At 68.1% G+C, this 23454-nt stretch carries 20 protein-coding genes; 7 read left to right on the plus strand and 13 right to left on the minus strand.

Going from position 1 to position 23454, the window contains the following annotated elements:
* Both ACH0BU_RS01030 and ACH0BU_RS01035 read right to left on the minus strand, forming a co-directional pair.
* Positions 1-222 (minus strand): YnbE family lipoprotein, encoded by a 222-nt coding sequence (locus ACH0BU_RS01030; RefSeq protein WP_500263536.1) that lies wholly within the window; start codon positions 220-222, stop codon positions 1-3.
* The gene (locus ACH0BU_RS01035; RefSeq protein ID WP_500263537.1) at positions 219-3374 is read right to left on the minus strand and encodes an intermembrane phospholipid transport protein YdbH family protein; all 3156 of its coding nucleotides are present in this window, start codon (positions 3372-3374) and stop codon (positions 219-221) included. The genes ACH0BU_RS01030 and ACH0BU_RS01035 overlap by 4 nt, the downstream gene beginning before the upstream one ends.
* 162 nt (positions 3375-3536) lie before the next feature.
* Between ACH0BU_RS01035 and radC the strand changes: the two genes are divergently transcribed.
* Entirely contained in the window at positions 3537-4229 is a 693-nt protein-coding gene (gene radC / locus ACH0BU_RS01040; protein ID WP_500263538.1) for a RadC family protein, read from the plus strand.
* Positions 4230-4248: 19 nt separating this feature from the next.
* Here the strand turns inward: radC and ACH0BU_RS01045 are convergent, their stop codons facing one another.
* Together ACH0BU_RS01045 and uvrC are read right to left on the minus strand one after the other, a co-directional pair.
* Positions 4249-4440 carry a hypothetical protein gene (locus ACH0BU_RS01045; protein WP_046409258.1) on the minus strand — a complete coding sequence of 64 codons (192 nt, stop codon included), beginning with the start codon at positions 4438-4440 and terminating at the stop codon, positions 4249-4251.
* Positions 4441-4494: 54 nt separating this feature from the next.
* Positions 4495-6414, minus strand: a complete 1920-nt coding sequence (uvrC, locus tag ACH0BU_RS01050; protein WP_500263539.1) for an excinuclease ABC subunit UvrC — start codon at positions 6412-6414, stop codon at positions 4495-4497.
* A gap of 126 nt (positions 6415-6540) precedes the next feature.
* Here uvrC and ACH0BU_RS01055 point away from each other — a divergent pair, with 126 nt between their 5' ends.
* On the plus strand, positions 6541-6879 hold the full coding sequence (locus ACH0BU_RS01055; RefSeq protein ID WP_136450648.1) for a hypothetical protein: 339 nt from the start codon (positions 6541-6543) through the stop codon (positions 6877-6879).
* Positions 6880-6944: 65 nt separating this feature from the next.
* Here ACH0BU_RS01055 and ACH0BU_RS01060 read toward each other — a convergent pair whose 3' ends face one another.
* Both ACH0BU_RS01060 and ACH0BU_RS01065 read right to left on the minus strand, forming a co-directional pair.
* Positions 6945-8651, minus strand: a complete 1707-nt coding sequence (locus ACH0BU_RS01060; RefSeq protein ID WP_500263540.1) for an amidohydrolase — start codon at positions 8649-8651, stop codon at positions 6945-6947.
* Positions 8648-9487 carry an NAD(P)-dependent oxidoreductase gene (locus tag ACH0BU_RS01065; protein ID WP_500263541.1) on the minus strand — a complete coding sequence of 280 codons (840 nt, stop codon included), beginning with the start codon at positions 9485-9487 and terminating at the stop codon, positions 8648-8650. Before ACH0BU_RS01065 ends, ACH0BU_RS01060 begins: the two co-directional genes overlap by 4 nt.
* Before the next feature lie 177 nt (positions 9488-9664).
* On the opposite strand from ACH0BU_RS01065, the gene ACH0BU_RS01070 reads away from it, so the two are divergent.
* A complete protein-coding gene (locus ACH0BU_RS01070; RefSeq protein ID WP_296218289.1) occupies positions 9665-10909 on the plus strand; it encodes a threonine ammonia-lyase in 1245 nt (414 codons plus the stop codon).
* 181 nt (positions 10910-11090) lie between these two features.
* The gene (locus tag ACH0BU_RS01075; protein ID WP_500263542.1) at positions 11091-11858 is read left to right on the plus strand and encodes an arginyltransferase; all 768 of its coding nucleotides are present in this window, start codon (positions 11091-11093) and stop codon (positions 11856-11858) included.
* Between the two features lie 13 nt (positions 11859-11871).
* Here the strand turns inward: ACH0BU_RS01075 and ACH0BU_RS01080 are convergent, their stop codons facing one another.
* The 5 genes from ACH0BU_RS01080 to ACH0BU_RS01100 form a co-directional block, all read right to left on the minus strand.
* A complete protein-coding gene (locus tag ACH0BU_RS01080) occupies positions 11872-12669 on the minus strand; it encodes a transglutaminase family protein (protein ID WP_500263543.1) in 798 nt (265 codons plus the stop codon).
* Positions 12669-13604 (minus strand): alpha-E domain-containing protein, encoded by a 936-nt coding sequence (locus tag ACH0BU_RS01085; protein ID WP_500263544.1) that lies wholly within the window; start codon positions 13602-13604, stop codon positions 12669-12671. Before ACH0BU_RS01085 ends, ACH0BU_RS01080 begins: the two co-directional genes overlap by 1 nt.
* Before the next feature lie 37 nt (positions 13605-13641).
* Positions 13642-15117: a circularly permuted type 2 ATP-grasp protein gene (locus ACH0BU_RS01090; protein ID WP_500263545.1), complete on the minus strand. Its 1476-nt coding sequence runs from the start codon at positions 15115-15117 to the stop codon at positions 13642-13644.
* 120 nt (positions 15118-15237) lie between these two features.
* Positions 15238-15837 (minus strand): thioredoxin family protein, encoded by a 600-nt coding sequence (locus ACH0BU_RS01095; protein ID WP_500263546.1) that lies wholly within the window; start codon positions 15835-15837, stop codon positions 15238-15240.
* 11 nt (positions 15838-15848) lie between these two features.
* On the minus strand, positions 15849-17834 hold the full coding sequence (locus tag ACH0BU_RS01100; protein WP_500263677.1) for a protein-disulfide reductase DsbD family protein: 1986 nt from the start codon (positions 17832-17834) through the stop codon (positions 15849-15851).
* A gap of 86 nt (positions 17835-17920) precedes the next feature.
* On the opposite strand from ACH0BU_RS01100, the gene ACH0BU_RS01105 reads away from it, so the two are divergent.
* Entirely contained in the window at positions 17921-19588 is a 1668-nt protein-coding gene (locus ACH0BU_RS01105) for an alkaline phosphatase family protein (RefSeq protein WP_500263547.1), read from the plus strand.
* 52 nt (positions 19589-19640) lie between these two features.
* Here the strand turns inward: ACH0BU_RS01105 and ACH0BU_RS01110 are convergent, their stop codons facing one another.
* Positions 19641-20576, minus strand: a complete 936-nt coding sequence (locus tag ACH0BU_RS01110; protein ID WP_500263548.1) for a right-handed parallel beta-helix repeat-containing protein — start codon at positions 20574-20576, stop codon at positions 19641-19643.
* A gap of 212 nt (positions 20577-20788) precedes the next feature.
* On the opposite strand from ACH0BU_RS01110, the gene ACH0BU_RS01115 reads away from it, so the two are divergent.
* Both ACH0BU_RS01115 and ACH0BU_RS01120 read left to right on the plus strand, forming a co-directional pair.
* Positions 20789-22219 carry an aldehyde dehydrogenase family protein gene (locus ACH0BU_RS01115; RefSeq protein WP_046409245.1) on the plus strand — a complete coding sequence of 477 codons (1431 nt, stop codon included), beginning with the start codon at positions 20789-20791 and terminating at the stop codon, positions 22217-22219.
* A 60-nt stretch (positions 22220-22279) separates the two neighbouring features.
* Positions 22280-22576, plus strand: coding sequence for an EthD family reductase (locus ACH0BU_RS01120; RefSeq protein WP_500263549.1), 297 nt, complete (start codon positions 22280-22282; stop codon positions 22574-22576).
* A 280-nt stretch (positions 22577-22856) separates the two neighbouring features.
* Here the strand turns inward: ACH0BU_RS01120 and ACH0BU_RS01125 are convergent, their stop codons facing one another.
* Positions 22857-23429, minus strand: a complete 573-nt coding sequence (locus tag ACH0BU_RS01125) for an FKBP-type peptidyl-prolyl cis-trans isomerase (RefSeq protein WP_046409243.1) — start codon at positions 23427-23429, stop codon at positions 22857-22859.
* Positions 23430-23454 lie beyond the last annotated feature (25 nt).

The following is a 23454-nucleotide window of genomic DNA, read 5'->3' on the forward strand; positions in this document are numbered from 1 at the left end:
TCAAAAGATCTCCGGATTCTGCTTGATCAGCGATTTGGCCTCGCTGTCGAGGCGATACACCACCTCTTGCGTGACGCTGATATTGAGGTTGATCACGATCGGCTTGTCCGGCGCGGAGACGTTCACGCACGCCCCCGTGGCCAGCACCATTGCCGCCAGGGCCTTCCCCTTCAGCACCGCAGAGATCGTGCGCCCTCCATCAATGTTCAACGTTTCGTTCATGGCATCATCTCGCTTGCGGAGGGCTGAATGGCGGGTGGTTGGCGGGCGGGCGGCTGGTTCGGGAGCGGTTGGGCACGCCGGTTCTGTTCTTCGATCAGCGCGGGCAGGTTGCGGTCGATCAGCCGCTTCGGATCGTAGAAGCTGGCGACCGAATCGATCAAGCCGCGGAAGGGCGCGGTGATGCGGATGTTGAACACGAACGGCAGTTTCTGCAGGCGGCGGACGAGGAAGTTGGACTTCGCCCCCTCCCCCTGGCTGATCCCGGCGAACTTGACCTCGGTCACCATCTCGCCGGCGAGCGGGCCGTTCATCACCAGCTCCAGATTGCGGTAGCGAAGCGAACGGAGCGCCTGGAACGCGATATTGCCCCAGGTGCCCAGATCCTCCTCGGTCAGTTCACCGAGATAGGCGATGCTGCCGCCGCCCTCTCGCATCACCAGCCGGCCGTTTTCAATTCGCCCGCCGCTCTGGTCGAAGATCATCGGCAGGACGCCATCGGCGACACCGGTGGCGTCGAGGTTCTTGAAATCGAACTTCTGCAGGAAGTGGCGCGCCTCCATCCCCTCGATCAGGAAGGTCATGTGGCGTTCCTGCGGGGAGGAGAAATCGAGCAGCGTCGGGCGCAGCGTGAGCGTGCCGGAGGCGAACGGCCAGACCCCGCCATTCACCTTCACCCGCAAGTCGCGCAGCAGTTGATAGTCGATCACGCCGTCGGTCACCGCGACGCCGGGGTTGATCTCCGCGACGGTGACGGTCTGATTCGGCGCCGATTCGAGTGCGAGCAAATCGGTGAAGCGAACCTGCCCCTTGATCCCGGCGACCGGGCCGAATGCTGCGGCGAGATCAAGCTGGTCGGTGGCGAAGGTGCCGGTCGAGGTCACGCCATCGGGGGACCAGTCGATGTTCCCGACGCCGCGCACGCTGCCGCGCACATCGGCGATGACGCCAAAGGTGAGCGGGGTAAGCTCCTCCGGCTGGAAGCCGTCGCCGAAGGTGATGCCGGGAACATCGAGCCGTGCGTTGCCGGCGCCGCTCGACAGCTGATGCCGGATCGTGACGTTGGCGACCTTCACGTTCTTCGCCGGTTCGAACAGCGCGCCATCGGCGGTGATGACGTTGTCGGCGAGGCGCAGCGTCACGGTGCGCGCGGCGAGCGGGCGGAAGCGGGCGCTGTCGGCCGTGTCGCTAACCGACAGGGCGCCATCCAGCGACAGGACCGATGCAGCGAAACGCCAGTCACCTGCGGCGTCGGCTAGGTGGAGCGGGACCGCGCCGATCCGTCCCGAGCCGCCAGCGAAGGTGCCGAGGATGCCGCCCGATGCGACGCGGCCGACCAGCCGGGCGAAATCGAGCTGGGTCACGCTGCCGGTGCGGCCGATCCGGGCGGCGACATCGTCGAGCGCGAAGGATGCGCCGGCGTGGCGCCATTCGGCACGCGCGGCGCGGAGCTGCAGCGGCGTTCCGCCCAGCGCGCCGGTGAGCTGCGGGCTGGCGATCGCGATTCCCCCGCCGACGCCGCCCCGACCGAGGCGGAACATCGCGCCGTCCACCGGGCACAGCGCGAGGCGGATGTTGCTCAATGCGAGCCCCGACAGGGCGAGGCGGGTGAAGGAGGCGTCGGCGCAAGCGCGGTTGAGCGTCAGCGCGCCACGCTCGTCCAGCTGCGCCGCCAGCGGGATGCGCAATTCCTCCACCACGCCGCCGCTGAGCGGGCCGGTGAGTGTGGCGATCGCCTGGAGCGAGGTGCGGCCATCAGGGGCCGCGGTGAAGCGCGCCGGGGTGAGTGCGAGCCGGGCGCCGCCGGCGGCATAAGGCGCGACCTGCGCACCGCCCGAGATCGGCCCGCCCGGACGTTGCTGCGCGATGCGGACACTCGCCTCGGGCAAGCCGCCGCCGCTGAGGCGAAGCGTGCCGTTGGCGCGGATGCCGGCGGGGTGACCGAGGATCACTTCCCCGCCCTCGCCGAACTGCAGCCTCGCGCCGCTGGCCGACCGCACGGTGAGCTCGCGCAGAGTCGCGAGCGGGCGGTTCGTGGCGGTGCCCAGCGCCGCCTCGCCGGTGATGGTGAAGTCCGCACCCGCGCGCGCCAGAGCAGTGCCAGCCGCCGTCGCGAGCGGCGCGAGCGGGGTACCGGCGGCGCTATCGCCGGCGGCGGCGAGCTGGCGCTGCATCGCCGAGGGCAGCGCCACGTTCTGGCCATCGAAACGGCCGGCCACGATGGCGCGACCATTCGTGAGCCGCCACGTGCCGGCGAACCCGGCCTGGCGGCTGCTGGCGCCGGCGACGCTCACCTGCTCGCCGCGCAGCTGTGCGCGGCCCTCGGTCCTGGTCTTGTCGCCGGTGAAATCGACCTGTCCGGTCAGTGATGCGGTGCGCGCGCCGCTGCCGGCGATCGCGCCGCTGCGGAGCGCGGCACTGCCGCTCCACCGAGTCAGCGCGGCGTTGAGGCTGGCGTCCAGCCGCGCTGCCGGCTGCTCGGCGCGGATGCCGGCGCATGACAAGGCCATGGCGCGCAGCGGGCCGGCGACGTGCGGCGCGGCCTCTCGCACGCGGATGTCGAGAAACGCGGTCGGTCGCTGGATCGCGCAATCGCCGACGGTGACGCCGGGCGCGACCGCGGCGAGTGTACCCCGGAAGTCCTGATCGAGCCGGCCGCGCCCGGACAGGCGGAGGCCGACGACGCCGAGCGGCGTTTCCAACCGCATCCGCGCGTCCTCGACGTCGACGCCGAGCGCCGGCAGTGCGAAGGGCTGGCCGGACGGCGCCGGCAGGAGGCGATCGATCGCGCCGAGGGACAGGCGCCCGTCCACCAGCCGCCCGCGCAGCCGCACATGGCCGGCGCGCACCGCATCGAGGGCGGGAACACCCCCGCGCAGCGCGATCCGGGTCTCGATCCAGTCCGCCACCAGATCGGGATTGTCCGGATCACCGATAACGACATTGGTCAGCCGCTGCCGCCGGACGCCGAGATTGTCGATGCGGTAGCTGGCGGGAACATCGCTTGCGGCGAAGGTGCGGTCGATGACCCCCGAGGCGATCGGCACGCGCGACAGCCACAAGGCGGCAACGCCCAGCAGCACGACCAGCAAGAGGACGAGCAGCCACCGCCGGGACATGCGGCGGCGTTGCTGTGCGACCTCTCCCGCTGTCACAATGCCCCTTCTCGATCCCAGAACAAAGCGCACCTCTAGGGGGTGATCATGGCACTTGGAAGAAGCACGGTGGCGGACCTGCGGCAGCGCCGTCCACCATCGGGATCAGCCGCGCCGCGGCGCGATTGCGCGCGGGGGTCGCGCGCCCTAGCCTGACGCGTAATGGCCGACGACGAACCCGCCGCATCAGACAATCACGGCCATCGCGCGCGGTTGCGCGGGCGGTTGCTGGCGGGTGGCGGCGACGCGCTGCTGGACCATGAGCTGATCGAATATCTCCTGGCGCTGGCGATCCCGCGCCGCGACACCAAGCCGCTCGCCAGGGCGCTGCTGCGCGAGTTCGGCGGGATCGGCGGGCTGCTGACGGCGGATGCCGAGGCGCTGCGGCGAGTGCAGGGAATGGGCGAGACCAGCGTCGCGGCGATCAAGATCGCGCAGGCCGCGGCGATCCGCCTGCTTCAATCCGACGCGGCGGCGCGGCCGATCCTGGGCAATTGGCAGGCGCTGCTCGACTATCTCCACGCCGACATGGCGCATCACGTGATCGAGCGGGTGCGCGTGCTTCATCTCAACAGCCGCAACATGCTGATCCGCGACGAGGTGATGAGCGAGGGATCGATCGATCAGGCGCAGGTGCATGTGCGCGAAGTGATCCGCCGTGCGATCGACCTGGGCTCCGCGGCGATCATTCTGGTGCACAACCACCCGTCGGGCGACCCCTCCCCCAGCCGCGCCGACATCGAGATCACGCGCGCGATCATCGATGCGGGCAAGGGCCTGGGCATTGCGGTGCATGATCACCTGATCATCGGCACCAGCGGCCATGTGAGCCTGCGTGCCAAGGGCCTGATGTAACCGCCGACGTAGACTGCAATTAGTGGCCGGCGTTCTTTTCGGCCTTTTCCTCCGCCGCGGTCTTCGGTTCGGACATTTGCGGCGGCTCCGAGGTGATCATCGACCCTTCCAGCGCAATGTCGAGCTTCGCATCTTCATCGAGCGGATTGCCGTCGGCATCGGTTTGCGCCAGCGGATCGGTCTGCGCGGGATTGAGCGGGGGATTGGACATGAGGGTCTCCTTCGCCGCATCAACGGTGAAGAAGGCGTGGCCGTTCCGCTTTGCTCATTTGGCGTGGTAGAAGTCGTACACCTGCTGCGCGACGCCGGCGCTGACACCGGGCGCCTTCTGCAGATCGGCGAGGCTGGCGTTGCGCACCGCGCGCGCGGTGCCGAAGTGCATCAGCAGCGCCTTCTTGCGCGCCGGACCGATGCCGGGGACTTCGTCCAGCGGACTCGCCCCCATCGCCTTGGCGCGTTTGTCGCGATGCGCGCCGATGACGAAGCGGTGCACCTCGTCGCGTAGCCGCTGAAGATAGAACAGCACCGGCGAATTGACCGGCAGCGTCAGTTCGCGCCCGTCCATCAGGTGAAACACCTCGCGCCCCTCGCGGCCGTGGTGCGGCCCCTTGGCGACGCCGACGAGACACACGTCCTCAATGCCGAGATCCTCCAGCACTGCCTTGGCCGCGTTCAGCTGACCCCGCCCGCCGTCGAGCAGCACAAGGTCGGGCCAATTGTCGCCGTCACGATCGGGATCCTCCTCGATCGCGCGGGCGAAGCGGCGGGTCAGCACTTCGCGCATCATCGCGAAATCGTCGTCGGTCGCCGCCTGCTTGATGTTGAACTTGCGATACTGGCCCTTGCGGAAGCCCTCCGGCCCGGCGACGACCATCGCGCCGACCGCGTTGGCACCCTGAATGTGGCTGTTGTCGTACACCTCGATCCGCTGCGGCGGCTCGGCGAGTCCGAACAGGTCCGCGACCTCGCGGTTGAGCTTCGCCTGAGTCGTGCTTTCCGCCAGCCGGCGTTCCAGCGCTTCCGTCGCGTTGCGACAGGCCTGTTCCATCAGCCGCTTGCGCGTGCCCCGCTGCGGCACCTCGATCGACACCTTGCGCCCGGCCTGGGTCGTCAGCGCCTCGGCCAGCAGGTCCGCCTCCGGCAGCACGCGATCGACCAGCACCGCCTTTGCCGGCGGCACCTCCTCGTAGAATTGCATGAGGAACAGGGTCATCACCTCTTCCTCGGTGACGTCGGCGGTGTGCGCGGGGAAGAAGCTGCGGTGCCCCCAGTTCTGGCCGCCGCGGATGAAGAACGCCTGGATGCCGATCACGCCTTCATGGCTGGCGAGCGCGAAGATGTCCGCGTCCCCCACCCCTTCGGCGTTGATGAATTGCGAGCCCTGGATGAAGGTGAGCGCGCGCAGCCGATCACGCAGCACGGCGGCGAGCTCGAAATCCATCGCCGCCGCCGCAGCTTCCATCTGCGCGCCAAGCTTCGCCTGGACGTCGGTGGTCTTGCCGGCGAGGAATTTCTTCGAATCGGCGACCAGCTCGTCATAGCCGGCCTTGTCGATCCGACCGACGCACGGCGCCGAGCAGCGCTTGATCTGGTACAGCAGGCAGGGCCGGTCGCGCGTCTTGAAGAAGCCGTCGGTGCAGCTTCTGAGCAGGAACAGTTTCTGCAGCGCGTTCAGCGTGTTGTTGACGCTGCCCGCGCTGGCAAAGGGGCCGTAATAATCGCCCTTCGCACGGCGGGCGCCGCGGTGCTTCTGAATGCGCGGGAAGTCGTGGTCGGCGCGCAGCAGGATGAACGGGAAGCTTTTGTCGTCGCGCAGCAGCACGTTGTACGGCGGGCGATAGCGCTTGATCAGCTGCGCCTCGAGCAGCAGCGCCTCGGCCTCATTGTTGGTCGTGACGATCGTCATCGACCGGGTCTGCGACACCATCCGCTGGAGCCGCTTCGACAGGTTGTTGATCTGCGTATAGTTGCTGACGCGGTTCTTCAGCGCGCGCGCCTTGCCGACGTACAGCACGTCGCCGCGCGCATCCTGCATCCGGTACACGCCCGGGCGCAACGGCAGCGTCTGAACGACATTGCGGATCGCCGCCACGCCAGCCTCCAGATCGGGCTGGTCGCTGCCGCGGATCGCGAATGTCGCTTTCTCTTCGTTGAACCGGTCAGGCGGGCCGTAGGAACCTTGCATCGTTCTCGCGATCTAGGGCCGGGCGGCCGGTTTTTGAACCATGAAGCGACGAAGCGGCCGGGTGCGAAGCGGCTGGGCGCGCGGCGAGGCGGGGAACGCGCGGCTTGGCACAGGTGTTGAGCGCGCATGACCCAGAAACGCGAGAGCAACGGCCGCTTCAAGGCCGATCATCACCAGCGCAACGTCGCGATCGGCGCTGCCACCGCGATCGGCGCGATCGCCACGGGGCTGGCCAGCGCGATCCATTTCGGCCTGTTCGACCGCTTCTTTGCGCCAAAGGACGGGCATCGTGCGCCGGACCTGGAGGGTGACCATCATCCCGGCCCGAACGAGCGGGCGCCGGACCATTTTCGCCCCGATCCGACGGCGCCAGTGCCGGCGTCGGAGCGTGAGGCGCTGCGCCCGGCCACCGGCCCGGCGCCCGGCTTCGCCGCCAATCGCGGCGACCTGCGCAGCGAACCGTAAGGCTGAGCCGAACTGGCCGATGACGCGCGCTGCCGGCAGCGTCATCGGCCCGGTTTCAGCAGGCCTTACTGGGCAGGTACCTTCACGCCCTTGGCGCGATCAAACACCTTCTCCCCGCCGACCCAGGTCTGTTCGACCTTGATGTTGCGCAGGCCCATCGCGTCGACGGTAAGCGGATCGCGGTCCACGACGATGAAGTCGGCCTTCTGGCCGGGCGCGAGATTGCCGAAGTTCTTTTCCGCGAAGCCGGCATAGGCCGCGCCCCCGGTGAACGCCCACCACGCCTGTTCGCGCGTGACCGCTTCCTCCGGGTGCCAGCCGCCGGGCGGCTGGCCATTGGCGTCCTGCCGCGTGAAGGCGGCGGCCCAGCCGGCCCAGGGATCGGGCTTCTCGACCGGGAAGTCGGAGCCGAACGCCAGCTTGCCGCCATTGTCGAGCACCGATTTCCACGCATAGGCGCCGTTCAGCCGGTCCGGGCCGAGCCGCGCCTCCGCCATGGTGCGGTCGCCAGTCTGGTGAGTCGGCTGCATCGAGGCGATCGTGCCATATTTGCCGAAGCTCTTAAGATCGTTGGGATCGACGATCTGGGCATGTTCGATCCGCCAGCGGCGATCGCCGCCATAGGTGGCGTTCAGCACCTGGATGGCATCGAGCACCTGCGAATTGGCCTTGTCGCCGATCGCATGCACGGCGAGCTGGAAATTATCCATCGCCGCCCGGCTCATCTGGTTCTGCAGCTGCGTGTCGGACAGGAAGCTGAGGCCCTTCTCTCCCGCCGCATCGGCGTAGGGCGCCTTCAGCGCCGCACCGCGCGACCCGAGCGCGCCGTCGAGGTAGATCTTCACCCCGCCAAGGCGCAGGCGATCGTCGTACAGCCACGGCGTCGGCCCCTTGCCGCCGATCTGGCTCGCGGTATCGACACCGGCGGCATAGCTCATGACGCGCACGCGCATCGCACCGATATCGGCCATGCGGCGATAGCTGAGCCAGTCATCGACCGTGGTGCCCATGTCGGCGACGGCGGTGATGCCATTGGCGAGAAGCGCCTGCTGCGCCTCGAGGAAGGCGGCGTCGCGCTCCTTGGGCAGGGGCTTGGGCACCGCCCGCTCGATCAGCTGCATCGCCGCGTCGACAAAGACGCCGGAGGGCGCATTGCCGCTCTTCTCGATCCGGCCGCCGGCAGGCGAGGCGGTCGCCGCGGTGACGTTCGCCTCTCGCATCGCCGCAGTGTTGGCCCAGCCGGCGTGGCCGTCGGCGCGCTCCAGCCAGACGGCGCGGTCGCCGACCACCGAATCGAGATCCGCGGCGGTCGGGAAGCGGCCGAGGCCCCATGCCTCCTGGTTCCAGCCACGGCCGGTGATCCACTTGCGATTAGGGTTGGCGCGCGCATAAGCGGCGACCATCGCCTTCGCCTCATCCAGCGAACGCGCGCCCGACAGGTCGAGCGACAGCGCGCCGAAGCCGAGGCCCATGACATGGCCGTGCGCGTCGATGAAGCCGGGCAGCACCGTCTTGCCGCCCATGTCGATGCGCCAGTCGTAGAGCGGCTTGCCGGCGTTCTTCTTCAGCTCGCGGCGGCTGAGCTTGGGCGGCTGCTCGCCCGGGGGCACCAGGCGGGTGACACGGCCCTGCTGGTCGATCAGCAGCGCCTTGAACCGGACGACCTTGCCGTCGGCGGTGGGCGCGATTCCGTTGACGTTGTCGACGAAGCCATCGGCGCTCGCCGGGACCGCCATCACGGCCGTTGCGAGCAGGAGAAGAGCGCGCTTCATCGCGGCAACCTCCGCACCAGCGCACTCGTATCCTGCCTGCCACCACCCATTTTCTGTACCTCGGCGTAGAATTGATCCACGAGCGCCGCCACCGGCAGCACCGCCCCGTTCCGCTTCGCCTCATCCAGTGCAAGGCCAAGATCCTTGCGCATCCAGTCGATCGCGAAACCAAAGTCGAATTCGTCGCGGGCCATGGTCGGCCAGCGGTTCACCATCTGCCAGCTTTGCGCCGCGCCGCCGGAGATCGCCTCGAACACCTTGTCGAGATCAAGGTCGCTGGCCTGGGCGAAGCGAAGCGCCTCCGACAGGCCCTGAACGACGCCGGCGATGCAGATCTGGTTGACCATCTTCGTCTGCTGGCCGGCACCGGGCGCGCCGACATGGACGATCCGCGCCGCATAGGCCTCCATCACGGGGCGGGCGCGGAGAAAAGCGGCCTCGCTGGCGCCGCACATGATCGACAATTGGCCCTTTTCGGCCCCTGCCTGGCCGCCCGATACCGGCGCGTCGACGCTGAGCGGCCGCGCCGCAGCGAGCCGCCGCGCGATGTCCGCCGAAACAGTGGTATGGTCGATGAACAGCGCATCGTTGGCCATCGCGCCGAACGCACCATCGGTACCCAAGGTGACGGCGGCGAGATCATCGTCATTGCCGACGCAGGTGATCACCGCATCGGCGCCTGCCGCCGCAGCCGCGGGCGTATCGGCGATGGTGAGCCCGGTCGCCTCCGCCTTTTCCCGTGTCCTGTTGTAGACGGTGACCTGATGGCCGGCGCGCGCCAGATGCCCGGCCATGGGTGCACCCATGACGCCGGTGCCGATGAAAGCGATCCTCATGCCCGGCGGGATAGGGCCTGTTTGCACCGCGCGCCAGATGCTCCTACTGGCGACCTTTGCGAACCAGGATCGATGATCCCGTTCGGGCCGAGCATGTCGAAGCCCCTGCCCTTCTTCTCCGAAGAAACGACAGCCCTTTCGACATGCCGGGGCGAGCGGCTGGTAGGACCTATGCGTATGGCGACTGCGGTGCACCCGACGACCGAAACCCTTCCCGTCAGCATGGCGGACGTGCGTGCCGCCCACAGCCGAATTCGCGATTCCATCGTTCGGACGCCCACGCTGATCAGCAAGACGCTGTCGGCGCTGGCCGGCGCGACGATCTACCTGAAGTTCGAGAATTTGCAGTTCACCGCGGCGTACAAGGAGCGCGGCGCGCTCAATACGCTGCTGCTGCTGGACGACGATGCCAAGGCGCGCGGCGTCATCGCCGCATCGGCCGGCAACCATGCGCAGGGGCTGGCCTATCACGCCAACCGGCTGGGCGTGCCCGCGACGATCGTCATGCCGACGACCACGCCGATCGTGAAGATCGTCCAGACCGAGGGCCATGGCGCGACGGTGGTGCTGCACGGCGCGACCTTTGACGAGGCCTATGCCCATGCGCGGGTGCTGGAGGCGGAGCGCGGCTATACCTTCGTCCATCCGTTCGACGACGCGCGCGTCATCGCCGGCCAGGGCACGGTGGCGATCGAAATGCTGGAGGAGATCCCGACGCTCGACACTTTGGTGGTGCCGATCGGCGGCGGCGGGCTGATTTCCGGCATGGCAACGGTGGCGCGCGCGGCTGACCATCCGATCGAGGTGATCGGCGTTCAGGCCGAGCTGTTCCCGTCGATGTACAACAAGCTGCGCCACACCGACCTTCCGTGCGCCGGCGACACGCTGGCCGAGGGCATTGCGGTGAAGCAGCCCGGCGGCGTGACGGCGAAGATGGTCGAGGCGCTGGTCGACGACATCCTGCTGGTGAGCGAGCGCAGCCTGGAGGAATCGGTCAGCCTGTTGCTACAGATCGAAAAGACGGTGGTCGAGGGCGCCGGGGCGGCGGGCCTTGCCGCGGTGCTGGCGAACAAGGATCGCTTTGCGGGCAAGTCGGTCGGCATCGTGCTGTGCGGCGGCAATATCGACACCCGGCTGCTGGCCAACGTCCTGCTGCGCGACCTCGCCCGCTCCGGCAGGCTGGCGCGGCTGCGCATCCGGCTGCAGGACCAGCCGGGCGCGCTCTACAATGTCGCGCGCATCTTCGACCAGGAGCGGGTCAACATCCTGGAGCTGTCGCACCAGCGCATCTTCACCAACCTGCCGGCGAAGGGCCTGAGCCTCGACGTGGAATGCGAGACGCGCGACCGCGCGCATCTCGACCGGCTGCTCGCCGCGCTGGACGTGGCGAAATATCAGGTCAGCCTGATCGAGCTTGCCTGAGCAAACCACCGGCGGCGCGCGATATTCTGCCCCACATTGGGGCATTTCGCCGCGCCGGTAGCAATTGCTTCACCCATCCACGGCAAAACGGCGGCGCGGCGGCTTCTCACGGGGGCGGCGTCTCTTCATATCGATCACGGCACGCGCGCGAGGGCCGCGTTCGACTGGAGTTCCGTCAGCGGTGACCGCCTCTTTCCGTTTTCCGCGTTTCTTCGTCACCAGCGCTGCACCGTGCCCGTATCTGCCCGGGCGCGAGGAGCGGAAGGTGTTCACCGAATTGTCGGGGCCGAACGCGGCGGAGCTGAACGATGCGCTGGGGCGGATCGGGTTTCGTCGCAGTCAGTCGGTCGCCTATCGCCCCTCGTGCGCCGGGTGCAGCGCCTGCGTGTCAGTACGGGTGCGCACGACCGAGTTCGTCCCCAATGCCAGCCAGCGCAAGCTGATCCGCCGCAGCGCCGACCTTGACGTGGCGGCATGCAAGCCATGGGCGACGGACGAGCAGTTCCAGTTGCTGTCGCGCTACCTGACGCATCGCCATCCGACGGGCGGCATGGCCGGGATGGACGAGCAGGACTATGCCGACATGGTCGAGCATTCGCCGGTCAACACCGTCATCGTCGAGTATCGCGAGCCGGCGCGAGATGGGCGGCCGGGGCGGCTGATCGGCGCGTGCCTGACCGACCAGCAGGCCGATGGCCTGTCGATGATCTACAGCTTCTTCGACCCCGACCTGCCGACTCGTCCGGGGCTGGGCAATCTCATCATCCTCGACCACATCCTGCGCGCGGCGCGTGCGGGGCTGCCCTATGTGTATCTTGGCTATTGGGTGAAGGGCGCGGATCGGATGGCGTACAAGACGCGCTACCAGCCGCTCGAGGCGCTGGGCCCGCGCGGCTGGGCGCTGATGGAGGATGAAGGTGAAGCCGCGTCGGCCGAGCAGATCGCCTGACGTTTTCGGGCGCTTAGTCCGCGCCCTGCACCGTGACGTCGACCTCCAGCGCCTCGCGCCCATCGCCGAGGCGTGATCCCGCCACCGGTGCCGCCTGCGCCGCATCAAGCGCGACGGCGACGCGGACGTGATGCTCCTCCGGCGATTGGCCGAGCCAGGGATCGAAGCCGACCCAGCCCAAGCCTTCCTGCCATGCCTCCGCCCAGCCATGCGGCGTGGGGCGGTGATCGCCCGCGAGGTCGCAATAGCCCGAGACGTAGCGTGCGGGCACGCCGATCGCGCGGGCGGCGCCGATGAACACCTGCGCCATGTCGCGCGCGGTCAACGCGTCGCGCGCGAATGCGTCGGTGACGGCAAGGCCAGCCTCCGGCCGGCCGCAATCGTCGGCGAAGCGATCACGCACCGCATGGTTCAGCCGGTGCAGCGCGGGAATGTCGGTGCCGGCGGCAGCACGCGTGGCGAAATCGGCAATCTCCGCGTCGGCCGCGGTGGTCGGCGTCGTGCGCAGGAAGAAGCGCGGCGGCAGCAGCTCATGCGCGCCGTGCAGCACGCCGGCCGACGGGCTGGTCACCACCTCCCCTGTGACGGTCAGCTCAAGCTGGTCGAGCGGGCCTTCGCAATAGAGCATGGTGGTGGCATTGCCGAAGCCGTCGCGATGGTGCGTCATGCGGGCATCGCAATCGACCGCGATATGCCAGGAGGCGACCGTCTGGTCGTGCAGGTCAGAGGGGGTGAGCCGCAGCAATTGCACGACACGGCCCTGCGGCGCGGTGAAGGCGTAAAAGGTGCGGTGATCGATCGACAGGCGCATCAGGCGAACTTGAACTGGCGGCCGATCGCCGCGTGAAGTTGATCATTCTCGGCGATCAGCGCCTCGAGATGCTGGTGCAAGCCGGACACGATGACGTCGCTGGTGCGCGTCTTGCTGACCCGCGCGTGGCGGGTGCGGGCCATGCGATCCGCCTCGCCATTGGTGCCGGTGCGCTTGGCAAGCTGGGTCAGCACGTCGGTCACCTCCTCGATCGCGCCGGCAATGCTGCGCGGCAGTTCAACGCGCGAGAGCAGCAGGTCGATCACGTTCGCGGGCTGCAGCCCGTCATTGTAGAGCCAGCGGAAGGCGGTGACGGCCGACACCGTCTGCAGGATGGTGGTCCATTGATCGCGATCGACCGCGCCGCCGACCTCCTGCCCTTCGGGAAGGAGGATATGGTATTTGACGTCCAGCAGACGCGCGGTGTTGTCCACCCGCTCCGTCGCCTGGCCCAAGCGGATGAACAACGTCGTCTGGTTGCGCAACATGCGGTGCAGCGCGCCCTCGAACCCGCGAGTCTCGGCCTTCACCGCATCGACCAGCGCCAGCGCACGATCGGGATCGAGCCGGCTGACGCGCTTGTCGAACACCAGCCAGGCGCCGTTGATCGCGGACCAGGCCTCTCGCGTCAGGGCGGTGCGCACGGCGCGGGCGTTCATCCGCGCCATGTCGAGGCTGCGCACGAGCGAGCCGGGGTGCGACGTATCGCTGGTGAGGAAGCGCGAGACGGCCTCGCGCGTCAGGCTGGCGCCGGTCGACTTGAACGCAGCCTCCGTATCAGTGACGGTCAACGCGGAGAGCCACGCCGCCTCCCCCGCTGGGCGGGCGGACAGGACATCGAGGCGGATCGTCGCCTCGACCAGCCGGGCGATGAAATCGGCACGTTCGATGTAGCGGCCGAGCCAGTAGAGCGAGCTGGCGGTACGGCTCAGCATCGCGCGCCCCCCCAAACGGAGCGGCGAAGCGCGGGGCTCACAGGCTCTGCTCCTGCGTCATCGTGCCCATCGTCTGCGACTGGCGCCACTGATCATCGAGCAGCACGAACGAATCCTTGGTGCCGCCGCCCTGCGACGAATTGACGACCAGCGATCCTTCGCGAAGCGCGACGCGGGTGAGGCCGCCGGGGACCACCTGAACGCCTTTCGAGCCGGTCAGGACGAAGGGGCGGAAATCGACGTGGCGCGGTGCGACACCCTGATCAACCAACGTGGGCACAGTCGAAAGCGCGAGCGTCGGCTGCGCGATGTAGCGATGCGGCTCCTTTTCCAGCACGGCGCGGAAGGTGGCGACCTCCTCCTTGCTGGCCGTCGGGCCGACGAGCATGCCGTAGCCGCCCGAGCCGTCGACCAGCTTCACCACCAGTTCGTCGAGGTGGTCGAGCGTGTAGCGAAGCGCCTCCGGCTCACGGCAGCGCCAGGTTTCGACATTGGGCAGCTTCGCCTCGGCGCCCGAATAGAAGCGGACGATTTCGGGCATGTAGCTGTAGATCGCCTTGTCGTCGGCGATGCCGTTGCCCGGCGCGTTGATGATCGCGACGTTGCCGGCGGCATAAGCGGCGATGAGGCCGGGGACGCCGAGCAGCGAATCGGGACGGAACACCAAAGGATCGAGGAAGTCGTCGTCGACGCGGCGGTAGATCACGTCCACCTTCACGCGGCCAGCGATGGTCCGCATGTAGACCATGTCGTCATCGACCACGAGGTCCGCCGCCTCGACCAGCTCGATGCCCATCGAATCGGCGAGGAAGCTGTGTTCGTAATAGGCGGAGTTGAAGTGGCCGGGGGTCAGCACGACGCAGGTCGGGTTCTGCGCGCAGCCGCGCGGCGCGACCGAGCGCATCGTTTCCAGCAGGCGATCGGGGTAGCTGTCGACCGCGGCGACACGGAACTGCTCGAACAACTCGGGGCAGAGCCGCACCATCGCCTCGCGATTTTCCAGCATGTAGCTGACGCCAGATGGCGTGCGGGCATTGTCCTCCAGCACGTAGAATTCGTCGGCGCCGGTACGGACCAGGTCGATCCCGCAGATATGCGCCCAGATCCCGTGCGGCGGGCGGATGCCGAAGATCTCGGGGCGGAACTGCGGGTTGAGGAAGATCAGTTCCTCCGGCAGCACGCCGGCCTTCAATATCTCCTGCGCGCCATAGATGTCGTCGAGGAAGGCGTTGATCGCCTCCACCCGCTGGACCAGCCCCTGCGACAGGCGCGCCCATTCGTCCGCAAGAAAGACGCGCGGCACGATGTCGAACGGGATGATCCGCTCGCTCGCGTCGCTATCGCCGTAGACCGCAAAGGTGATGCCGAGCTGGCGAAAGGTGGTTTCGGCCGCCTCCTGCCGCCGGCGCAATTCGCCGGACGGCGTTTCGTCCAGCCACCGGACAAGATTGTCCATTTCCGGGCGCGTCTGCGCACCCAGCCCCATGATTTCGTCGAATGCCCGAGTCCCCATCCGACCGATAACGCTCCAAGATCGTTTCGGGTGCATGCTGTGCGATAATGTTGCGCCGCACAAGAGCGCGGCGACAGCCGCATACGAAAACGCCGCCATTGTGGCGGCGTTCCGTCGTGCTCAGTCCGCGTATTTCACCGAACAGCCATAGGGGCGCGCCTCGGGCACGGACACTTTCTTGCCGGCCTTCACCTCTCCCAAGGCGGCGAGCAGGTGGTTGCGCGCGCCCGGAATGTCGGCCTTGTCAGCGGTCGGCTTGTCGTCGATCCCGCCCTGGTAGACGAGCTTCCCAGAGGCATCGATCAGATACATGTGCGGGGTGGTCTTGGCGCCATAGCCCTTGCCGACGCGGCCCTGCGGATCGAGGAGGTAGGCGGTCGGCTGCGCCTTTTGCGCGGCGAGAAACGCCTTTGCCTCGGCGCCGGTCATATGGCCCTGCTTGCCCGGGGCGCCGGAATTGATGGTAAGCCACGCGGCGCCCATCGCCTTCGCCTTGGCCTGCGCGGCCCGCATGTTGCCGCTGTCGTAATGCTTTTGCACGAAGGGGCAGCCGGGGTTGTTCCATTCGAGCACCACGGGGCGGCCCTTGAACTGCGACAGCGTCACCGCCTTGCCATCGGCGTCCATGAGGCGGAAGTTGCCGGCGGGCTGGCCGGTCGTCTGTTCGGCGGCGGCGGGCGTCGCGACCAGGGCCACGATCGCAAAAGGAAGCAGGCGCATCATCGCTCTCCTCAACTTTTCGTGCCCCCCGGCAATGCCGCCAGCATGCCGCTGGTCAGCAATTGCGGCAAGACCTGCGGCCGATCGGCGCCGGTCGGATACCAGAGATAGAGCGGCACGCCGGCGCGGTTGTGCGCTTCGATGAAGCGGCCGAGCGCGGGATCGCCGTCGGTCCAGTCGCCGACCAGCACCGCGACATTGCCATCGGCAAAGGCCTGGCGCGCGGCGTCGGTCTCGATCGCGGTCTTTTCATTGACCTTGCACGTCACGCACCAGTCAGCGGTGAAATAGGCGAACACCGGCCGCCCCTCGGCACGCAGCGCGGCGAGTCGCGCCTCGGTGAAGGGCTCACCGGTGGCAGAGGCGACCGCGGCAGCGGGCGGCGCGGCACGGACCAGCAGCACGCCGGCCAGCGCCAGCGCGATCGCTGGTACGGCGGGCCACCATACACGCTCGCGCCCAGCGGCCTGGCGGCGACCAGACCACCACAGGCCGAAGGCGGCGAGCAAGGTGGCGCCGAGCCCGATCGTCATGCCGTCGACGCCCGCCTGACGCCCGAGCACCCAGGCGAGCGCCAGCGCGGTGAGGAACATCGGCACCGACAGGATGCGCCGCAGCCGCGCCATCCACGGCCCGGGCTTGGGCAAGCGGCGGCGCAGCGCGGGGACGAAGCCGATCGCAAGGAACGGCAGCGCGATGCCAAGTCCCAGCCCGGCGAACACCAGCATCGCAGCAAGCGGCGGGAGGACCAGCGCGGCGCCCAGCGCCGCGCCCATGAACGGCCCGGTGCACGGCGTCGCCACGAACGCCGCGAGAGCGCCGGTGGCAAAGGCGCTGCCGGTCCCCGAGCGGCTGGCGAAGCGCGGCGTCGGCAGCTCGAAGAGCCCGGCGAGGTTGAGCGCGATCCCCATGACCAGCAGCAGGAGCACGCCGATGACGCGCGGATCCTGCAACTGGAACGCCCAGCCGACACTGGCGCCGCCAGCGCGCAAGGCCAGCAGCACGCCGCCCAGCGCCAGGCAGACCAGCACGACACCGGCGGTATAGGCCAGCGCCTCACGCCGCGCTGCGCTCTCCGTCTCACCCGAACGCGCGAGCCCCAGCGCCTTCAGGCTGAGGATCGGGAAGACGCAGGGCATGATGTTGAGCAGCAGGCCGCCGAGCAATGCGCCGGCAAAGGCGAGCAGCGCCGGCATCAGCGCGCCGGTCGCTGCCGCGGGCGCCGGCGCAGCGACGCTGCCCGGGTTGGCGCTGATCGCGAAGCCCTGCCCGTCGCCGGTCGCCAGCACGCCCTCGATCGCGCCAGTCGCAGGGGTCGATGCGGCCTTTGTTGCGACGACGAGCTGGTCGCCATCGCGCGTCACGCTCTGCGGCGCGGCATAATCGATTGCGCCACCGGCGAGCGGGTAGAAATAGGCGTCGCGAATGGACGCATCGGCAGGGAACGGCACGGCGAGGCGGAACTGGCCATTGGCTGCCTGCCATGTCGCGGTCGAGCCCAGGGGCCGGGGCAGCTTCTGGCGCCATTGGTCGAAGCGCGCGCGGGTTGCGGGATCCACCGCGCCGTCGCCGACGACGAGTTCGGTCGACAGCGTCTGGCTTTCCGGAACGCAGATCTCCTTGGTGCAGACCAGATAGTCCGCCTTTACCGACACCGGCAGGCGCGTGCCGGCGGGCAGGCCGGCGGGGATCTTCAGGTCGACCAACTGGGCGAAGGGCGCCTCATAGACATAGTTCATCAGCCCGCCGACGATCAGCCGCTCGGGCACCGGATAGCGCAGTTCGCCCGCGCTCACGCCCTCGGGCAGTTTCCAGTCGAGCTGAGTCTCGATCCCGGCATCGCCCGGATTGCGCCAATAGCCGTGCCATTCCGGCTCGGGCCGCGAATCGAACGCGAGCGTCACGGTACTGCCGGCGGCCGGGCGCGCCGTCTCGGGCACCAGGGTGATCGCCACATGACGGGTCTGCGCCGGCGCGACAGTCGCCAGCACCGTCATGACCATGAAAAACAGGGTCGCTACCCAAGCTTGCCTCGCCGTCATGCCCGGCACATACCCCGCCTCGTCGCCAAGCACCAAGGTTCATGATGAAAGCTCTTCTCGCCGCGCTTCTTGCCTCCATCGCGCTTCCGGCTGCCGCGCAGGAGGCGGTTCTCGAATCCGCCCAGCCGCCCGCACCCGCCCCCGTTCCCAGCAATGCGGTTACCCCGCGTACCCCGCCCAAGCTGATCGTCGCGATTTCGGTGGACCAGTTCTCCGCCAATCTGTTCGCGCAATATCGCAACCGCTTCACCGACGGCTTTGCGCGGCTGTTGCAGGGCGCGGTGTTCCCCGCGGGTTATCAGAGCCACGCCGCGACCGAGACGTGCCCCGGCCATTCGACGATCCTGACCGGGATGCGGCCGGGCCGCACCGGCATCATCGCCAACAACTGGATCAACCAGGACGCGCCGCGCGAGGACAAGGAAGTCTATTGCTCCGAGGATGAGCGGATCCCGGGGACCGATCACCGCAACTACAAGGTCGCGGATCTTCACCTGAAGGTGCCGACGCTGGGCGAGATGATGAAGGCGGCGAACCCCGCCAGCCGCGTCGTCTCGGTCGCGGGCAAGGATCGCGCCGCGATCATGATGGGCGGCCACCAGGTGGACGAACTGTGGTTCTGGGACGGCAAGGATTTCGTCTCCTATGACCAGCGTCCCGTGCCGCCAGCGGTGCAGCGCGGGCGCGAGGCAGTCGCCCGCCTGATCGCGCAGCCGCAGGAGCCGCTGGCGGTGCCCGCCTTCTGCCGGCCGCTGATGCAGCCGATCACGGTTGGCGGCCAGACGATCGGCGACGGGCGCTTTGCCCGCGCGGCCGGGGACTTGCGCGCGTTCCGCGGCTCCCCAGCGCTTGACGGCGCGGTGTTCGCGATCGCCGCGGGGCTGATCCAGGACATGAAGCTCGGCAAGGGCGATGCGCCCGACATCATCTCGATCGGCGCGTCGGCGACCGATTATGTCGGCCACGGCTATGGCCCCGGCGGTGGCGAGATGTGCCTGCAGATGGCGGAGCTCGACAAGACGCTGGGCGGCTTCTTCGCCGCGCTCGATTCCTGGGGGATCGACTATCAGGTGGTGCTGACCGCCGACCATGGCGGCCATGACGCGACCGAGCGGCAGCAGCAGCGCGGCATGCCGGGCGAGACGCGAGTCACCCCCGCGCTGTCGGTGCGCGACATTGGCGCCGAAATCGGCAAGCAGCTGCGTATCGCCGGACCGGTGCTGCTGGGATCGGAAGGTGACGTCTATGTCTCCAACACGGTGCCGGCGAACCGCCGCAAGGCAGTACTCGCCGAGGCGGTGAAGCGGATCAGCGCCTTCCCGCAGGTCGCCACCGTTCTGACCCGCGAGCAGATCGCAGCGGCGACGATCCCGGACCTGCCGCCCGAAGCCTGGACGCTGGAGCAGCGCGCGCACGCCTCCTACGATCCCGAACGCTCGGGCGACCTGCTGATCATGCTGAAGCCCCGCGTCAGCGGGATTGCGAAGCCGGGCCCGGGCTATGTCGCCACGCATGGCAGCCCGTGGGATTACGACCGCCGCGTGCCGATCCTGTTCTGGCGCAAGGGGATGGCCGGCTTTGAACAGCCGCAGTCGATCGAAACGGTGGACATCGTCCCGACACTGGCCGCGACGATCAACCTGCCGGTGAAGAAGCTGGATGGCCGCTGCCTCGATCTGGACAGCGGGGCGGGCGACACCTGCCGCTAGTCGACGGCGGAGCGCCGGCTGTCAGGGTGGCAGCCGGCACTCTTCGCCCCAATCAGGGCTGGCGCACCTCATAGGCGCGCACGCCGGCACCGAGCTGGTTGGCGCCGATCGCCAGCCGGTCACCGCTGACATTGGCGACAAAGGCGGGGCTTTTCTGCTGACCGGGCGCGAGACTGGCGACATTGTCGTGGATCGAAAGGCCGGCGGCGCTGTATTTGCGCTGCTCGGCCGAGACCACGATCATGCCGCCCCAGTTTTCCTTGCGCGGTCCCTGCACGAAGGTGTTGCGCGCGATCTCCCCGGTACCGCCCTCCGGCAGATCGATCATGTAATTGGTGCGGTTGCCGGCGCTGTCGTCGAAGCTGTTGTCGATGATGCGCACGCGCGGGGCGCGGAGCTTCACATAATGGCCGCCCTCCCCCCGCTCGAACCGCGAATTGGTGATCGTCACGCTGCCGCGGTTGGCGAGGTAGATCGAATGGGCGCAATCCTCCGTCTCATGGCATTGGCCAAGGCCCGAGAAGGTGGAGCGGTCGATCGTGACGCTCGCCGGATCGTCGGTCGCACCCAGGATCCCCTCCTGACTATCGAGGAACATCGAGTTGCGCACCACCAGGTCGCCGATCTCGATGCGGATGCCCGCGCCATTGCCGTCCGGTACGCGGATGCCGCGGAAGACGAGGCCGTCGACGGTCGATCCCTTGCCGCGCAGCACCAGCGCCGCCTTCCCCTCGCACGCGCCCTCGAAGATCACGGTGCCGGGCTGCACCGCCTTGAAGGTCACCCGGCCGGCCTGCTGGATCGCACATTCGCGGTAGGTGCCGGGCGCGATCAGGACGGTGAAGTCGCGACCGCGATTGGCCTGAAGCGCATCGTCCAACGTGCCATAGCCCTCGCCCGTCTCCGCCACCGTGAACGGCGCCGCGCGCTGCTGGCTGGCCACCGGGGCGGCGAGGAGAAGCGCAAGGAGGGCGGAAGCGGTGCGCATGGTCGGGTCCCTTTGTCGGTCACCGCGTCGGGCCGCGCGGCGAGCAGGCTCCCGTGGCGATAGTGGCGCAGGGCGGGCCGCGCAGCCCATGACGGGCGCGCCCCTTGTCCCGTCGCGGCACGGCCGCAACGTGTCGCGTTTCCTGTTGCAACTGACTTAATCGCGCCCCACACATGAAGGGAAACGCCGATTTCAAGAGACGGAGAGGCATCATGCAGAGCTATCTGAAACATTATATCGACGGCGCCTGGGTCGACAGCGAAGGCGGCAAGCGCCACGAAGTGATCGATCCCGCGACCGAGCAGCCCACCACCGAAATAACGCTGGGCAGCGAGGCGGACGTCAACAAGGCGGTGGCCGCCGCCAAGAAGGCGTTCAAGACCTGGTCGCAGTCGACGGTCGAGGATCGTATCGCGCTGCTCGAGCGGATCATCGCCGGCTACAAGGCACGTATCCCCGACCTCGCCGCCGCGACGAGCCGCGAAATGGGTGCGCCGATCTCCTTCGCCAACATGGCGCAGGCCCCCGCTGGCCTCGGCCATTTCATGGGCACGCTGGCCGCGCTGAAGGAATTCAGCTTCTCCGAACAGGCCGCCAAGGGTGCGCGCGTGGTTCACGAGCCGATCGGCGTCGTGGCGATGATCACGCCGTGGAACTGGCCGCTGAACCAGATCTGCGCCAAGGTCGCGCCGGCGCTGGCGGCGGGCAACACGATGGTTCTGAAGCCGTCGGAAGAAGCCCCCACCAACGCCATGATCCTGGCCGAGATCCTGGAAGAGGCCGGAGTCCCGGCGGGCGTGTTCAACCTGGTCAATGGTGACGGCCCGACGGTCGGCGCGGCGCTTTCGGCGCACAAGGACGTCGACATGGTGAGCTTCACCGGATCGACCCGCGCAGGCGTTGCGGTCGCGACCGCGGCCGCCGCGACCGTCAAGCGCGTCCACCAGGAACTGGGCGGCAAGGCACCGAACGTGGTGCTGGAAGGCGCGAAGCTGGGCGAAGTCCTGCCGCCGACGCTGGCGGGCGTCATCGCCAACACCGGCCAGAGCTGCATCGCTCCGACCCGCCTCCTGGTCCACAAGAGCCAGGTGAACGAGGCCGAGGAAGTCGTGAAGGCGATCATGGAGGCGACCCAGGTCGACAGCCCCGACAAGCAGGGCGCGCACATCGGCCCGGTCGTCAACAAGGCCCAGTTCGAGAAGATCCAGGACCTGATCCAGTCGGCGCTGGACGAAGGCGCACGTCTCGTCACCGGTGGCGTAGGTCGCCCCGATGGCCGCAACGCCGGCTATTATGTGAAGCCGACCGTCCTCGCCGATGTGACCCCCGACATGCGCATCTATCGCGAGGAAACCTTCGGCCCGGTCGCGACGATCACGACCTATGAGGACAGCGAGCAGGCGGTCGAGATGGCCAACGACACCGATTACGGCCTGTCGGCGACCATCTCCGGCGATCCTGCCGAGGCGTCTAAGATCGCCGGCAAGCTGCGCGCGGGCCTTGTCACCATCAACGCCTGGGGGCCGAACGGCGCGACGCCCTTTGGCGGCTACAAATCCTCGGGCAACGGCCGCGAGGGTGGCAAATGGGGCCTGACAGACTTCATGGAAGTGAAGACCATCATCGGCGAAAACGCCGCCTGATGAAAACAATCGCGGGCGTCCCCAACAAGGGGGCGCCCGTTTTCTTGAGGGGAGAGGAAAATGATCGTCAGTGTGCTGTACCCGAATCACGACGGCGCGAAGTTTGACGCGAGCTATTACAAGGCGAAGCACGCCGAGCTCGCCAAGGAGATTTGGCAGCCCGAGCGAGTCGAGCTGATCGAAGGTCAGGCGCCGGGCGGCGGGGCTGCGCCCTTTGCGCTGATCGCGCATTTCCATTTTGCCTCGCCCGAAAGCATGGGCCAGGCGATGGCCAATCCGCGCATCGGCGAGCTTCAGGCCGACGTGCCGAACTTCACCGACATCACGCCCACCATCATGGTTGGCCGCACGCTCTGAGCGCCGGAGCCCCCGGTCGGCGAAGCGCCGGCTGGGGGCATCCTGTCGATGCTGATTATCTGCGTATGCGGGCGCGACGATCGCTGCCACTGCAGTGCCCCTTAGGCCTGTGAGCCGGGCCACTCCCTCCGGATAGGCGCAACGCCGCGCGACTGATCGGCCGCGACCACGGCTGTCTCGGTCAAGAGCCCGTTCGCGTCCAAGGCCGTGTGGCACATAAGAAAACACCGCCGCCGCTAGGAGCGACGACGGTGCGAAATCATTCAGGTTCGTGCGAGGATCAGCGACCCTGGGGCGGAGCCTCGGCACCCGGCATCGCAGCACCCGGCATGCCGGCTGCGCCGCCCATCTGCTGCTGCTGAAGCTGGCGGATCACCGCCTCAGGCAGGAAGTCGAGCAGCTCGACGTCGAACACGAGCGTGGAGTTGCCCGGGATAGGACCCTTGGTCTCGGCGCCATAGCCAAGCTCCGGCTTGATCCAGAAGCGATACTTGGCCCCCTTCGGCATCAGCTTCAGGCCTTCGGAAAACCCCGGAACGACGCCGGTGACCGGAAACGGCGTGGGCTGCTGCGACTTGTCGAAGGTGGTGCCGTCGAGGAGCTTGCCCTCATACATCACCAGCGCGACGTCGGTGTCGGTCGGCTTCGCTCCCGAACCCGGCTCGATCACCTGATACTGAAGGCCGGACGGCGTCGTCACGACACCCTTGGCACGGGCGTTGCGGGTGAGGAAATCATCCCCCTGCACCGCCAGCGCGGCGGCGGCCATGACCGCGGCGATGATGCCCACGATCAACCAGACGACATAGCTGCGCTTCACCGGAGCGATCGGAACAGCGGTAACGGTCGACATGGCGATCCCCGTAAAGGCCGGACGC

Source organism: Sphingomonas olei (genome assembly GCF_045369765.1).
Classification (GTDB): Bacteria; Pseudomonadota; Alphaproteobacteria; order Sphingomonadales; family Sphingomonadaceae; genus Sphingomonas; species Sphingomonas panaciterrae.

Bases quoted from the DNA above. Each gene is read 5' to 3' on its own strand.
- ACH0BU_RS01110 (WP_500263548.1), bottom strand. From the start codon at position 20,576: ATGCGCACCGCTTCCGCCCTCCTTGCGCTTCTCCTCGCCGCCCCGGTG.
- ACH0BU_RS01120 (WP_500263549.1), top strand. From the start codon at position 22,280: ATGATCGTCAGTGTGCTGTACCCGAATCACGACGGCGCGAAGTTTGAC.
- ACH0BU_RS01105 (WP_500263547.1), top strand. From the start codon at position 17,921: ATGATGAAAGCTCTTCTCGCCGCGCTTCTTGCCTCCATCGCGCTTCCG.
- ACH0BU_RS01100 (WP_500263677.1), bottom strand. From the start codon at position 17,834: ATGACGGTGCTGGCGACTGTCGCGCCGGCGCAGACCCGTCATGTGGCG.
- ACH0BU_RS01055 (WP_136450648.1), top strand. From the start codon at position 6,541: ATGACCCAGAAACGCGAGAGCAACGGCCGCTTCAAGGCCGATCATCAC.
- ACH0BU_RS01080 (WP_500263543.1), bottom strand. From the start codon at position 12,669: ATGCGCCTGTCGATCGATCACCGCACCTTTTACGCCTTCACCGCGCCG.
- ACH0BU_RS01045 (WP_046409258.1), bottom strand. From the start codon at position 4,440: ATGTCCAATCCCCCGCTCAATCCCGCGCAGACCGATCCGCTGGCGCAA.
- ACH0BU_RS01085 (WP_500263544.1), bottom strand. From the start codon at position 13,604: ATGCTGAGCCGTACCGCCAGCTCGCTCTACTGGCTCGGCCGCTACATC.
- ACH0BU_RS01125 (WP_046409243.1), bottom strand. From the start codon at position 23,429: ATGTCGACCGTTACCGCTGTTCCGATCGCTCCGGTGAAGCGCAGCTAT.
- uvrC (WP_500263539.1), bottom strand. From the start codon at position 6,414: ATGCAAGGTTCCTACGGCCCGCCTGACCGGTTCAACGAAGAGAAAGCG.
- ACH0BU_RS01070 (WP_296218289.1), top strand. From the start codon at position 9,665: ATGGCGACTGCGGTGCACCCGACGACCGAAACCCTTCCCGTCAGCATG.
- ACH0BU_RS01095 (WP_500263546.1), bottom strand. From the start codon at position 15,837: ATGCGCCTGCTTCCTTTTGCGATCGTGGCCCTGGTCGCGACGCCCGCC.
- ACH0BU_RS01060 (WP_500263540.1), bottom strand. From the start codon at position 8,651: ATGAAGCGCGCTCTTCTCCTGCTCGCAACGGCCGTGATGGCGGTCCCG.
- ACH0BU_RS01030 (WP_500263536.1), bottom strand. From the start codon at position 222: ATGAACGAAACGTTGAACATTGATGGAGGGCGCACGATCTCTGCGGTG.
- radC (WP_500263538.1), top strand. From the start codon at position 3,537: ATGGCCGACGACGAACCCGCCGCATCAGACAATCACGGCCATCGCGCG.
- ACH0BU_RS01065 (WP_500263541.1), bottom strand. From the start codon at position 9,487: ATGAGGATCGCTTTCATCGGCACCGGCGTCATGGGTGCACCCATGGCC.
- ACH0BU_RS01115 (WP_046409245.1), top strand. From the start codon at position 20,789: ATGCAGAGCTATCTGAAACATTATATCGACGGCGCCTGGGTCGACAGC.
- ACH0BU_RS01090 (WP_500263545.1), bottom strand. From the start codon at position 15,117: ATGGGGACTCGGGCATTCGACGAAATCATGGGGCTGGGTGCGCAGACG.